The organism is Paraburkholderia heleia NBRC 101817 (genome assembly GCF_000739775.1).
GTDB lineage: Bacteria > Pseudomonadota > Gammaproteobacteria > Burkholderiales > Burkholderiaceae > Paraburkholderia > Paraburkholderia heleia.
The window spans coordinates 46,235-59,589 of the sequence record NZ_BBJH01000044.1; the positions used below are offsets into that span (position 1 = coordinate 46,235).

Here is a 13,355-nt window from a genome sequence, read left to right on the forward strand (position 1 = left end):
CGCAATCGCTTTCGATCGGCGTACGCGGCGTACGCGGCGTACGTTCGGGTACGCCTTCCGGCGCGGCCTCATACGGCTCGGCGTGCACCGCGTTCGCGTGCGCCGACGTCACGATGCGCGGGTAGCGCACCTCGTGAGCCTGCGCGCCCAGGCGTTCCTGACGCGGCGCGGGCCGACGCAGGAAGCGCGAGAGTTCGGTCAGCGCGAGCTGATAGACGTCGCGCTTGAACTCGATGACCGCTTCGAGCGGCACCCAGTATTCATTCCAGCGCCACGCATCGAACTCGGGATGCTCCGTTGCCCGCAGGCAGATATCGCAGTCGCGCCCGACCATACGCAGCAGAAACCAGATCTGTTTCTGGCCGCGATAATGGCCGCGCACTTCGCGCTTGATGAACTTGTCCGGCACCTCATAACGCAACCAGTCGCGTGTGCGACCGACGATCTTGACGTGCTCCGGATGCAAACCGGTTTCTTCGTGCAACTCCCGAAACATTGCCTGCATGGGGGTTTCACCATACTTGATGCCCCCTTGCGGAAACTGCCAGGAATGTTCGCGAACCCGCTTGCCCCAAAACACCTCGTTTCGCGCGTTCAAGAGGATGATGCCGACGTTCGGGCGAAACCCCTCACGATCCAGCATACAACCACCTTCGAATCCTTTAAAATTGCTTTGATTATAAACAGATAACGGCCCTCACGCACCCGCCGTCCGTGACCCGCCATCCGGAAAGTCGAGCGAATGGCCACGGCCGCGCAAAACAGCCTCGGGGCGCGATCGGCCTGGAATCTGGCCGGCGTCATCGGCGCGGCTCGCGGCGCGTTGTCATAATGGCGAGTTCGTGAACTCCTCCGTTGGTCACTTCTTCGGGCGGTCTGCACCGGGCCGCCGCTTTTGGATAATTTGAATGAAAGCCTCCCGTTTCTTTATCGGCACCCTGAAGGAAGCGCCCGCTGACGCGGAAATCGTCAGCCACAAGCTGATGGTTCGCGCGGGCATGATCCGTCGCGTCGCCGGCGGCATTTACAACTATCTGCCGATCGGCCTGCGTTCGATCCGCAAGGTCGAGCAGATCGTGCGCGAGGAAATGAACCGCGCCGGCGCCATCGAACTGCTCATGCCGGCCGTGCAGCCGGCCGAGCTGTGGCAGGAATCGGGTCGCTGGGAACAATACGGGCCGGAACTGCTGCGCTTCAAGGATCGCAAGCAGAGCGACTTCGTGATGGGCCCGACGCACGAAGAGGTCGTCACCGACATCGCGCGTGGCCAGATCAAGAGCTATCGCCAGCTGCCGGTGAACTTCTATCAGGTGCAGACGAAGTTCCGCGACGAAATCCGTCCCCGTTTTGGTGTGATGCGCGGGCGCGAATTCATCATGAAGGACGCGTACTCGTTCGATAAGGACGTCGAAGGGCTCAAGCTTTCGTACCAGAAGATGTACGACGCTTACGTGCGCATCTTCACGCGTCTCGGCCTGCAATTCCGTGCGGTCGCGGCCGACAACGGCTCGATCGGCGGCAGCGGCTCGCACGAGTTCCACGTGATCGCGGAAACGGGCGAAGACGACATCGCCTATTGTCCGACCTCGGACTTCGCGGCCAACGTCGAAGCCGCCGAAGCGTTGCCGCTCATCGCGCAGCGCGGCGCCCCCACCCAGGCGCTCACGAAAACGCCCACGCCGGGCGCGGCCAAGTGCGAGGCAGTTGCCGAGCTGCTCGGCATCCCGCTCGAGAGCACCATCAAGTCGATCATCCTCGCGACGGACAACGAAGGCGCCGAGCCCACGATCTGGCTGCTGATGCTGCGCGGCGACCACGACCTGAACGAGATCAAGGTCGGCAAGCTCGAAGGCCTGAGCGGCTTTCGCTTCGCGACCGAAGCGGAAATCGTCGAGTGGTTCGGTACGCCCCCGGGCTACCTCGGACCGCTGAATACGAAGAAGCCGGTCAAGGTGATCGCCGATCGCACGGTCGCGAACATGAGCGATTTCGTGGTGGGCACGAACGAAGTCGATTTCCACACCACGGGCGTGAACTGGGGCCGCGACCTGCCGGAGCCCGTTGTCGCCGACATCCGCAACGTGAAGAAGGGCGATCCCTCGCCGGACGGCAAGGGCGTGATCGACATCTGCCGCGGCATCGAAGTGGGCCACGTGTTCCAGCTCGGCACGAAGTACTCGGAAGCGATGAACGCCACGTTCCTCGCCGAGAACGGCAAGCCCGCGCCGATGCAGATGGGCTGCTACGGCATTGGCATCACGCGTATTCTCGGTGCAGCCATCGAGCAGAACTTCGACGAGAAGGGCATTATCTGGCCTGAGTCGATCGCGCCGTTCCAGGTCGTCGTGTGCCCGATGGGCATGGACCGCAGCGAGCTCGTGCGCGAGCACGCCGAACGCGTCTACAACGAACTGCTCGAAGCGGGCGTGGACGTGATTCTCGACGACCGCGGCGAGCGCCCGGGCGTGATGTTCGCCGACTGGGAGCTGATCGGCGTGCCGCATCGTCTCGTGATCGGCGAGCGCGGCCTGAAGGACGGCAAGATCGAGTACCAGGGCCGCCGCGATACCGAAGCGACGCTGCTCGCAGCCGATGAGGCCGCGCAGACGGCGGCGCAGAAGGTCCGCGCGGCGCTCGCGGTTTAACGACGGTTCATTCCGGGTAAAGGAGCGCTGCGAGCGTGCAGTACAGTTTTCTGTCCGCTACGGTCCTGCTGCTCCTCATCACCGACCCGCTCGGTAATATTCCGCTCTTCATCAGCTGCCTGCGCGGCGTTGCCAAGCAGCGCCGCGCGATCGTGATCCTGCGCGAGGTCGCGATTGCGTTCATGATCCTGCTCGTCTTCATGGTCGCCGGCAACAGCTTCCTGCGCATGATGGGGCTCACCGATACCTCGCTGCGCATCGGCGGCGGCATCGTGCTGTTCCTCATCGCGCTGCGCATGATCTTTCCGCATCCGGGCGGCCCGTTCGGCGGCGGCGACAAGGGCGGCGAGCCGCTCATCGTGCCGCTCGCCATTCCCGCGCTGGCGGGGCCTTCGGCGCTCGCCACGGTCATGCTGCTTACCTCGCAGGCGCCCGGCAAGCTCTATGAATGGGTGGCCGCGCTCGTCGTGACGATGGTGATCTGCGCGGTCGTGCTGGTGATGGCGGAACGCATCCAGCAGTGGCTGGGCGAGCGCGTGGTGACGGCCTTCGAGCGGCTGATGGGCCTCGTGCTCGTGGCGATATCGGTGGAAATGATTCTCGCGGGCATCGCCAACTTCGTGCATCACCTCTGATGCCGCGTGCAGCGGGCGTCGCGCGCAACAAAAAAGCAGCCCGCGGGCTGCTTTTTCGATGGTGCGTCCAAAGGCGGACGCGCGCTTCACGCGCCTTCGGTCAGCGCGCGGATGGTCGGCAGATTGCGCCAGTAACCCTTGGCGTCCATGCCGCAGCCAAACACGTAGCGGTCCGGCACCGAAAAGCCGCAGTAGTCGGGATACAGCGGCTTGGTCTTCGTGAGCGTCTTCTCGCACAACACGGCCGAGAGGAAACGCTTCGCACCCATGTCCATGATGCGGTCGCGAATCGCGGCCATGGTCTCGCCTTCGTCGAGGATGTCGTCGAGCACGAGCACCACACGGTCCTTGACCGACTCGCGCGGCGCCACGCGCCACTGCATCTCGGCGCTGCCCTTGATCGCGTTGCGGTAGCGCGTGAGGTGGATGTAATCGAACTCGAGCGGGAAGTCGAGGTGCGGCAGCAGCATGCCGGTGAACACGGCGGCGCCGCCCATGACCGAGAGCACGAGCGGGAAGTCCTCGCTGATCTCGGCGCGGATGGCGTCGGCCATCCGGCCGATCGACGCATTGACGTCGCCTTCCGAAACGATCTCTTCGGAGTGGCGGAAAATGTGCAGGGCTTCTTCGCGATTCATGACTCTGGCGGGAAGGTAGCGGTCGCTACTGAAGTGTGGAAAATAACGGCGGTGCGCGCTACAGCATAAACCCGCGCATTGGGTCCGTCGTGCGCCGCCTCGAGCGGGGCCGCCGTGCGCGCGAGGTGCGCCGCGCGGCCCGCAGGATCAGCGCATGCCGGGCATCATGCCCTTCATGCCGCGCATCATCTTTTGCAGATTGCCGCCCTTGAGCTTCTTCATCATGGTGCGCATCTGCTCATACTGGTTGAGCATGCGGTTCACTTCCTGGACCTGCACGCCCGCGCCCGCCGCAATGCGGCGCTTGCGCGTGGCCTTGATGAGTTCGGGCTTGGCGCGCTCGGCGGGCGTCATCGAGTTGATGATGCCTTCCATGCGGCGCATCTGTTTCTCGGCCTGGCCCATGTCGGCACCCGACGCCGCCTGCTGGAACTGCGCGGGAAGCTTGTCCATGAGCGACGACAGGCCGCCCATGCTCTTCATCTGCGTGAGTTGCGCGCGGAAGTCGTTGAGGTCGAAGTCGCCGCCCTTCTTGACCTTGTCGGCGAGCTTTTGCGCGGCTTGAACATCCACGCCGCGCTGCGCTTCCTCGACGAGCGCGAGAATGTCGCCCATGCCGAGAATACGGTTCGCCATGCGGTCCGGGTGGAACACCTCGAGGCCGTCGAGCTTTTCGGCGACGCCGACGAACTTGATCGGCTTGCCCGTGATGTGGCGCACGGAGAGCGCCGCGCCGCCGCGCGAGTCGCCATCGAGCTTGGTGAGCACGACGCCGGTGAGCGGCAGGGCGTCGTTGAACGCCTTCGCGGTGTTGACCGCGTCCTGGCCGAGCATGGCGTCCACCACGAAGAGCGTTTCAGCCGGCTTGAGCGACGCGTGCAGCGCGGTGATCTCGTTCATCATCGCCTCGTCGATACCGAGGCGGCCGGCCGTGTCGACGAGCAGCACGTCGTGATAGTGGCGCCTGGCCCAGTCGACCGCCGCGGCGGCGATCTCGACGGGCTTCTGGTCCGGCTGCGAGGGGAAGAAGTCGGCGCCGACCTGTTCCGTCACCGTCTTCAACTGCGCGATAGCGGCAGGGCGATAGACGTCGCACGAAACGGTGAGGACCTTCTTCTTGTACTTCTCGCGCAGGAGCTTGGCGAGCTTGCCGGTGGTGGTGGTTTTACCGGCGCCCTGCAGACCCGCCATGAGGATGACGGCAGGCGGCGTGACGGCGAGATCGAGTTCCGCGGCCTTGCCTTCATAGTCGCCGCCGATCACGGCGGTCAGCTCGCGCTGCACCACGCCGACGAGCGCCTGGCCCGGCGAGAGGCTGGCGATCACTTCCTCGCCGAGCGCCTTCTCCTTCACCTTGGCGATGAATTCGCGCACGACGGGCAGCGCCACGTCCGCTTCGAGCAGGGCGAGACGCACCTCGCGCAGCATTTCCTGCGTATTGGCTTCGGTCAGCCGGGCTTCGCCGCGCAGCGTCTTGACGACGCGCGCCATCCGTTGAGTGAGAGTGTCGAGCATGGGGAGGCGGTGAGCAGTGCGGCCCGGCCCGCGCACGCAAAAACGGGAATGCGCCGCGTTTCGCCGCGCTTCTGTGTGTTTGCCGCGCGGCCAGGGGGCCTATAGTAAACTTCGAACATGGATATTGTACTGTATGCCCTCACCGTGCTCCTGTACGGCGGATTGTGCGCCGCCGACTGGCGCGCGCTGCGCCGCGCGGGCGCCGCGCCGCTGCTCGGCAGCGTGCCGCCCGTTCCGGTGACGCTCGGCGCGGGCGCGGGCCTGGGTGGTGACGCCCTGCGCGCGCGGACCTTCGGCCCGCTTTCCCGCGCGCTGCTCTTCGTTGCGCTCGCCGCGCACGGTGTGCTCCTGCACATGACGATCTTCCCCGCCAACGAAATGGTGTTCGGCTTCGCCTTCGCGCTGTCGGCCATGTTCTGGCTCGGCGCAGGCATCTACTGGATCGAGAGCTTTTTCTTTGCGCTCGACGGCCTGCGTCTCCTGCTGCTGCCGTTGGCGGCCGTCGCGTCGGTCCTGCCGCTCGTGTTCGGCGGCGTGCGCGTGCTGCCCTATGCGGCCGCGCCGATGTTCAAGCTGCACTTCGTCATCGCGAACATCGCCTATGGGCTCTTTGCGATCGCGGCGTTGCATGCGGTGCTGATGCTCGCCGTCGAGCGCCGGCTGCATGCCCTGAAGGGCGCCGGCTTCCAGCGCAACGCGAGCAATCGCGGCGGCGGCTGGCTCTCTAACTGGATCGAAACGTTGCCGCCGCTGCTGACGATGGAAAAGCTGCTGTTCCGCCTGATCGGCGCGGGCTTCGTGCTCCTCACGGCCACGCTCGTCTCGGGCATCGTGTTCAGCGAGCAGTTGATCGACCGGCCGCTTTCGCTCGATCACAAGACCGTCTTCGCGATTCTTTCGTGGCTGATGTTCGGCGCGCTGCTCACCGCGCGCAAGATTTCCGGCTGGCGCGGCCGCGCTGCGCTGCGCTGGGTGATCGCGTCGTTCATCGCCTTGCTGCTCGCTTACGTGGGCAGCCGGTTCGTCTTCGAGGTGCTGCTGCACCGCCCTGTAGTGTGAGTCGTGTGAGTCGCGTGTTCCGATGAGACAGATTCTTCTCCTCGTCCTGCTGTTCGTGGTCGGACAGTGGTTCGTCAAGGCGCTGCGCCGTGCGCAGACGCAAACGCGTGCCGGTACGCAACCGGGGCAAGGGGCGCAGCCGGGGCAGGGCGCCGCGCGCAGCGCCAATGGTGGCGCGAGCGGCAAGGCTGCGCTGCCCGAGCCGATGGTCCGTTGCGCCGAGTGCGGCGTGCATGCGCCGCGCAGCGAGTCGGTGAATGTCGGCGCGCGCTCGTTCTGCAGTTCCGGGCACGCGCGCGCCTACGACGCGCGCACCACGGCCCAGGACCGCCCCGCACGATGAGCGCTGCTGCATCGCCAGGTTTGCCAGTGTCTCGCGCGTACGAAGTCGACGCGCAGGGCTGGGTGTCCGGCGCGCGCCGCCTGCCTTCGCCTAACTTCGAGGCCCGCCCGCAAGGCGCCGTGCCGACACTCATCGTCGTTCACAACATCAGCTTGCCGCCCAACGTTTTCGGCGGCCCCGAGATCGCCGATCTCTTTCTCAACCGCCTCGACTGCGACGCGCATCCGTACTTCGACGCCAACCTGCGCGGCGTACGCGTCTCGGCGCATTTCGTCATTCATCGCGACGGCGCGCTCGAGCAGTTCGTCTCGTGCGACGAGCGCGCGTGGCACGCGGGCGCGTCGAGCTTCTTCGGGCGCGAGCGCTGCAACGATTTCGCCATCGGCATCGAGCTGGAAGGCAGCGACACGACGGCCTTCGAGGCGCCGCAATACGCCACGCTCGCCGCGCTCGTGAAGGCGCTCGTCGCGCACTATCCGATCGAGGCGCTGGCAGGCCATTCGGACATCGCGCCTGGCCGCAAGACCGACCCCGGCCCGCACTTCGACTGGGCGCGCCTCAAACACGATACGCAGCTCGCCGATGCCAGCTTCCCCTATATCCAGGGGCGCGGCGCGCAAAACGCGGCGACGTGACACGCTCGAACGCCTGCACAAACCCGCTCCGGCTGCACAAGAAATAAGCACCTCTTGCGCGCAAACGCAGGGTCTTCGCGCGCGCCTCGCAGACCACTCGATGGGGCATTCGCCGCCAGGCCCCGCGTGGCTTGCCTTGTGGCCTTGTCAAGATAGGACCAGCAAAAAAAGCCGTTTGATCGTACTGTTTCTTCCACTATACTTGGTACCCGAAACAAGGCTTCACACCATATGTTGTGTTGTACTGCGGCGCCCCGCTTCACGAGCACGGCGCCGCGCGCGTTACCGGCATAGAAAAAACAGAAACTTTGTACGGTGCCGTCGGCCGAGAGAACCGGCGCACCGGCTGTAATCGAGAGAGAAGGTACAGCCAATGATCGCGACATCCACGATGAAGACCGAAGCTGTCCGTATTTCATCTGCCTTGTCGCATCCGGCAGCCTCGCCAGGCTGGACTTTTTTCTCTGCCCGATCGATCGCGCACTCGGGGGCGCGGCGTCGGCGTCCGTACTAATCCGCGAACTCTCTTCGCACCTTTCCAGGACCCAGGAGCTTTGCACATGCAAACGACCGATAACGTCTCGACCCGGTATGAAGGCGCGCCTGCCGCGCACACGCTGGGTGGCCAACCGCAGGACGGCCAGACGAGCGCGCAGCAGTTCGCCGACCACAAGGTGATTCGCCGCAACGGTAGCGTGGTGTCGTTCGAGCCTTCGAAAGTCGCGATCGCGATGACGAAGGCCTTCCTCGCCGTGAACGGCGGCCAGGGCGCGGCTTCGGCGCGCATTCGCGAACTCGTCGAGCAGCTCACGCAGAACGTCGTGCGCGCACTCGTGCGCAGCCGTCCGAACGGCGGCACGTTCCATATCGAAGACATCCAGGATCAGGTCGAACTCGCGCTGATGCGCGGCGGCGAGCACAACGTCGCGCGCGCCTACGTGCTGTATCGCGAGAAGCGCAACCAGGAGCGCGCGCACGCGGTGGAGACGGCAGCGCCCGCAGCGCCCGGCATCAACGTCACGGACAACGGCGTGACGCGCCCGCTCGACATGCGTGCGCTGCGCGCGCTGATCGACTCGTCGTGCGACGGTCTCGGCGACGCGGTCAACGCTGAGCCGATCGTCGCGGAGACGGTGAAGAATCTGTACGACGGCGTGCCGATGAGCCAGGTCTACGACTCGGCCATCCTCGCTGCGCGCACGATGATCGAAAAGGACCCGGCGTATAGCCAGGTGACCTCGCGCATCCTGCTGCACACGATCCGTCGCGAAATTCTCGAAGAGGAAGTGACGCAAGCCGAAATGGCCGTGCGCTACGCCGACTACTTCCCGCAGTTCATCAAGCGCGGCGTGGAAGCGGGCCTGCTCGACGACAAGCTCCAGCAGTTCGACCTCAAGCGTCTCGGCAACGCGCTCGACGCGAGCCGCGACCTGCAGTTCGGCTACCTCGGCCTGCAAACGCTCTACGACCGCTACTTCCTGCACGTCGGCGGCACGCGCATCGAAATGCCCCAGGCATTCTTCATGCGCGTCGCGATGGGCCTCTCGCTCAACGAGATCGACCGCGAAGCGCGCGCGATCGAGTTCTACAACGTGCTCTCGTCGTTCGACTTCATGTCGTCCACGCCCACGCTGTTCAATTCGGGCACGCACCGCTCGCAGCTCTCGTCGTGCTACCTCACGACGGTTGCCGACGACCTCGACGGCATCTACGAAGCGCTCAAGGACAACGCGCTGCTCTCGAAGTTCGCCGGCGGTCTGGGCAACGACTGGACGCGCGTGCGTGCGCTCGGTTCGCACATCAAGGGCACCAACGGCAAGTCGCAAGGCGTGGTTCCCTTCCTGAAGGTCGTGAACGACACGGCTGTCGCCGTGAACCAGGGTGGCAAGCGCAAGGGCGCGGTGTGCGCCTACCTGGAATCGTGGCACCTCGACATCGAGGAATTCCTCGAGCTGCGCAAGAACACGGGCGACGACCGCCGCCGCACCCACGACATGAACACGGCGAACTGGATTCCCGACCTGTTCATGAAGCGCGTGATGGAAGGCGGCGACTGGACGCTCTTCTCGCCCTCGACCTGCCCCGATCTGCACGACAAGTTCGGCGCCGAGTTCGAGCAGGCTTACACGGCTTACGAAGAGAAGGTCGCGCGCGGCGAGATCAAGCTGTTCAAGAAGCTGCCGGCCGCGCAACTGTGGCGCAAGATGCTCGGCATGCTGTTCGAAACGGGTCACCCGTGGATCACGTTCAAGGATCCGTGCAACATCCGCTCGCCGCAGCAGCACGTAGGCGTCGTCCACTCGTCGAACCTGTGCACGGAAATCACGCTGAACACCAGCGACAGCGAAATCGCCGTGTGTAACCTGGGCTCGGTGAACCTCGTCGCGCACATGGTGGAGCAGGCCGACGGCACGTACGCGCTCGACCACGACAAGCTCAAGCGCACCATCAGCGTGGCGATGCGCATGCTCGACAACGTCATCGACATCAACTACTACGCGGTGTCGAAGGCGCGCAACTCGAACCTGAAGCACCGTCCGGTGGGCATGGGCATCATGGGCTTCCAGGACTGCCTGCACGTTCTGCGCACGCCGTTTGCTTCGCAGGAAGCCGTGGAGTTCGCCGACCGCTCGATGGAAGCCGTCTGCTACTACGCGTACTGGGCGTCGACGGAGCTGGCAGCCGAGCGCGGCCGCTACTCGACCTACCGCGGCTCGCTGTGGGATCGCGGCATCCTCCCGCAGGACACGCTCAAGCTGCTCGCCGAAGCGCGCGGCGGCTACGTCGAAGTCGACTCGAGCGAGTCGATGGACTGGACGGCGCTGCGCGAGCGCATCGCGACGCACGGCATGCGCAATTCGAACTGCATCGCGATCGCGCCGACCGCGACCATCTCGAACATCATCGGCGTGTCGCCTTGCATCGAGCCGACGTTCCAGAACCTCTACGTGAAGTCGAACCTCTCGGGCGAATTCACGGTGGTCAACGACTACCTGGTGCGCGACTTGAAGGCGCGCGGCCTGTGGGACGAAGTCATGGTCGCCGACCTGAAGTACTTCGACGGCATGCTCTCGCGCATCGATCGCGTGCCGGCCGATCTACGCGCTGTGTATGCAACGGCGTTCGAAGTCGACCCGACGTGGCTCGTCGAAGCCGCATCGCGTCGTCAGAAGTGGATCGACCAGGCGCAGTCGCTGAACATCTTCATGGCGGGCGCGTCGGGCAAGAAGCTCGACGAAATCTACAAGCTCGCATGGGTGCGCGGCCTGAAGACCACGTACTACCTGCGCACGATGGCGGCGACGCACGTCGAGAAGTCGACGGTTGCGCATGGCGCGCTCAACGCCGTGCCGACGGGCGGCGAAGGTGGCGGCAATGCAGGCGGCGCATTCGGCGGCGCAACGGGCGGCGCGTTCGGCGGTGCAGCAGGGGCGACCAAGATGCAGGCCGCCCCGCAAGCCGCGGTTGAAGCGGCGCCGCAAGCAGAGGGTCCGGTGTGCATGATGCGTCCGGGCGACCCCGGCTTCGAAGAGTGCGAGGCTTGCCAGTAAAGCCGGCTGCGCATGATGCGTGCGGTGCAACGCCGCTCGCATCATGCGAGGACCGAAGCATCAGTAGTAAACAGTAGTCGAAGCGGTCGTAGCGAGATGTAACAACGAAAGAGGCGCGCGCAATGCGCGCCGACTCCCCCGGCAACTCGCGCCACGCGCGTTGCAGTACGCGAAAGAGGCAACAGGAAGGAATCCCTGGAGTTTCTCGCAGGGACAAGACTCAAGGCCGCGCGAGCCTCCAGCGCCGCGCGCGGCAAGCAGTGAGCGGCGCGTGAAAACGCACTCGCAGCGCAAGCGAAAAGCGCGCGGCGAACACCGTCTTTCACACACGCTCTCGATGTCGCGAAGACCTTCGAAGCACATCGCACATGCGAAGTGAGCACGACGAATCAGTGCTCTCTACACAGTGCTCACGCGATGCAATCGACACAGAGCGACAACAAAGTGTTGTATCGAGGTCGCAACGCGAATCGAAAACAGGATTTTTCGTGTGCGAACCCTTTTATCGCTCACGAAAAGATGGTACAAACCGATCTAAATTGATGGTGACATTTATGCTCAACTGGGATGACGAGATCACGGCCGTAACTCCGTCGAGCGGTGCGCAGCAAAACGCAATGCGCAACCCCGCGGGTCAGGCTGTCCAGGCTGCCGAGGTGCAGTTTGGTCTGCGTTCCGCTCCTCAGGCTTCCACGGCGACCAACATCTTCGCCAGCGACTTCGCCGTCGCCCCGCCGCCGCAAGCGCCGGTCTCGACCGAAGCGCGCGTGAATGTCGCCGACAAGCGCATCATCAACGGCCAGACCGACGTGAATCAGTTGGTCCCGTTCAAGTACAAGTGGGCTTGGGAAAAATACCTGGCGGGCTGTGCGAACCACTGGATGCCGCAGGAAATCAACATGTCCCGCGACATCGCCCTGTGGAAGGACCCGAACGGTCTGACCGAGGACGAGCGCCGCATCGTCAAGCGCAACCTCGGCTTCTTCGTGACCGCCGACTCGCTCGCCGCGAACAACATCGTGCTCGGCACCTACCGGCACATCACGGCGCCCGAATGCCGCCAGTTCCTGCTGCGCCAGGCGTTCGAAGAGGCGATCCACACGCACGCCTACCAGTACATCGTCGAGTCGCTGGGTCTGGACGAAGGCGAGATCTTCAACGCGTACCACGAGGTCAAGTCGATCCGCGACAAGGACGAGTTCCTGATCCCGTTCATCCATACGCTGACCGATCCGTCGTTCAAGACCGGCACGCTCGAAGCCGACCAGAGCCTGCTCAAGTCGCTCATTGTGTTCGCCTGCATCATGGAAGGCCTGTTCTTCTATGTCGGCTTCACGCAGATTCTCGCGCTCGGCCGCCAGAACAAGATGACCGGCGCAGCGGAGCAATACCAGTACATCCTGCGTGACGAGTCGATGCACTGCAACTTCGGCATCGACCTCATCAACCAGATCAAGCTTGAAAACCCGCACCTGTGGACCCCTGCGTTCCGTGCGGAGATCACCGAACTGTTCAGGCATGCGGTCGACCTCGAGTACCGCTACGCCGAGGACACCATGCCTCGCGGCGTGCTCGGTCTGAACGCATCGATGTTCAAGAGCTATCTGCGCTTCATCTGCAACCGCCGTTGCCAGCAGATCGGTCTCGATCAGCTGTTCCCGAACGAAGAGAATCCGTTCCCGTGGATGAGCGAGATGATCGACTTGAAGAAGGAACGCAACTTCTTCGAGACGCGCGTGATCGAATATCAGACGGGCGGTGCGCTGTCCTGGGAGTGACCTGGGCGCACTGCGGTGCAAGTCTTTTGGGGTTGCCGCGAGGCGCCGTGCAGGCGCTTCGACCGGCATGATGATTAGGAGCAGGAACGCCTGATGCAAAGCATGCCCGGAGCCAGGTTGGCTCACCGACGTGACAGGCACTTTGCAAACCCTTCAGAGGGATGGGCAAACTTCCCCCCGGAAAAGCGCGCAGGCTTCGCGTGTCGTGAGGCCGCCGCTTTCAACGAACGTTGCCCGGTGTCGGTAGCCGACGCCGGAATGACCTGGCGCGCTGTGCCTCGTGGCACGGCGCGCCTTACCGCATTCATTAGCGTAAGCGCGCGGGATCAGCGTACGCCGATGAATAGCCCGCTTCGCAGCGTGCGCCGTGAGAAGCGTTCGCGGGAAGCGGGTTTTGACGAAGGGTGTAGTTTGAACTGACTCTCATCTGAACCTGAAGGAGAAAAAAATGGCTACTGCCAAGAAGAAACCGGCGGCGAAGAAGGCCGCAGTGAAGAAGGTTGCAGCGAAGAAGGCCGCTCCGGCGAAGAAGGCCGCTGCGAAGAAGGTCGCGGTC

Annotated in this window: 10 protein-coding genes and 1 pseudogene; 8 read left to right on the plus strand and 3 right to left on the minus strand. The window is 64.2% G+C overall.

What is annotated here, in order from left to right; translation table 11 throughout:
- Positions 1-109 precede the first annotated feature (109 nt).
- Positions 110-643: pseudogene (locus tag BHE01S_RS29805) on the minus strand (RNA pyrophosphohydrolase); the annotation flags it as partial.
- A 265-nt stretch (positions 644-908) separates the two neighbouring features.
- Here BHE01S_RS29805 and BHE01S_RS29810 point away from each other — a divergent pair.
- Positions 909-2,645 carry a proline--tRNA ligase gene (locus BHE01S_RS29810; RefSeq protein ID WP_042270354.1) on the plus strand — a complete coding sequence of 579 codons (1,737 nt, stop codon included), beginning with the start codon at positions 909-911 and terminating at the stop codon, positions 2,643-2,645.
- 35 nt (positions 2,646-2,680) lie between these two features.
- Entirely contained in the window at positions 2,681-3,280 is a 600-nt protein-coding gene (locus BHE01S_RS29815; RefSeq protein ID WP_042270356.1) for a MarC family protein, read from the plus strand.
- An 86-nt stretch (positions 3,281-3,366) separates the two neighbouring features.
- Here the strand turns inward: BHE01S_RS29815 and BHE01S_RS29820 are convergent, their stop codons facing one another.
- The gene (locus BHE01S_RS29820) at positions 3,367-3,918 is read right to left on the minus strand and encodes a hypoxanthine-guanine phosphoribosyltransferase (protein WP_042270358.1); all 552 of its coding nucleotides are present in this window, start codon (positions 3,916-3,918) and stop codon (positions 3,367-3,369) included.
- Positions 3,919-4,065: 147 nt separating this feature from the next.
- Positions 4,066-5,433, minus strand: a complete 1,368-nt coding sequence (gene ffh, locus BHE01S_RS29825; protein ID WP_042270359.1) for a signal recognition particle protein — start codon at positions 5,431-5,433, stop codon at positions 4,066-4,068.
- 117 nt (positions 5,434-5,550) lie between these two features.
- Here ffh and BHE01S_RS29830 point away from each other — a divergent pair, with 117 nt between their 5' ends.
- From BHE01S_RS29830 to BHE01S_RS39330, 6 genes are all read left to right on the plus strand, one after another.
- Entirely contained in the window at positions 5,551-6,492 is a 942-nt protein-coding gene (locus BHE01S_RS29830; RefSeq protein WP_042270362.1) for a cytochrome C assembly family protein, read from the plus strand.
- A gap of 22 nt (positions 6,493-6,514) precedes the next feature.
- Complete coding sequence (locus BHE01S_RS29835; RefSeq protein WP_042270364.1) at positions 6,515-6,835, plus strand: PP0621 family protein; 321 nt, start codon at positions 6,515-6,517, stop codon at positions 6,833-6,835.
- Between the two features lie 26 nt (positions 6,836-6,861).
- Positions 6,862-7,470: a 1,6-anhydro-N-acetylmuramyl-L-alanine amidase AmpD gene (gene ampD / locus BHE01S_RS29840; protein ID WP_174479540.1), complete on the plus strand. Its 609-nt coding sequence runs from the start codon at positions 6,862-6,864 to the stop codon at positions 7,468-7,470.
- 560 nt (positions 7,471-8,030) lie between these two features.
- On the plus strand, positions 8,031-11,021 hold the full coding sequence (locus BHE01S_RS29845) for a ribonucleoside-diphosphate reductase subunit alpha (protein WP_042270368.1): 2,991 nt from the start codon (positions 8,031-8,033) through the stop codon (positions 11,019-11,021).
- Positions 11,022-11,575: 554 nt separating this feature from the next.
- A complete protein-coding gene (locus BHE01S_RS29850; RefSeq protein WP_042270373.1) occupies positions 11,576-12,799 on the plus strand; it encodes a ribonucleotide-diphosphate reductase subunit beta in 1,224 nt (407 codons plus the stop codon).
- Positions 12,800-12,892: 93 nt separating this feature from the next.
- Positions 12,893-13,219, plus strand: a complete 327-nt coding sequence (locus tag BHE01S_RS39330; RefSeq protein ID WP_083245612.1) for a hypothetical protein — start codon at positions 12,893-12,895, stop codon at positions 13,217-13,219.
- The last annotated feature ends 136 nt before the right edge of the window (positions 13,220-13,355 follow it).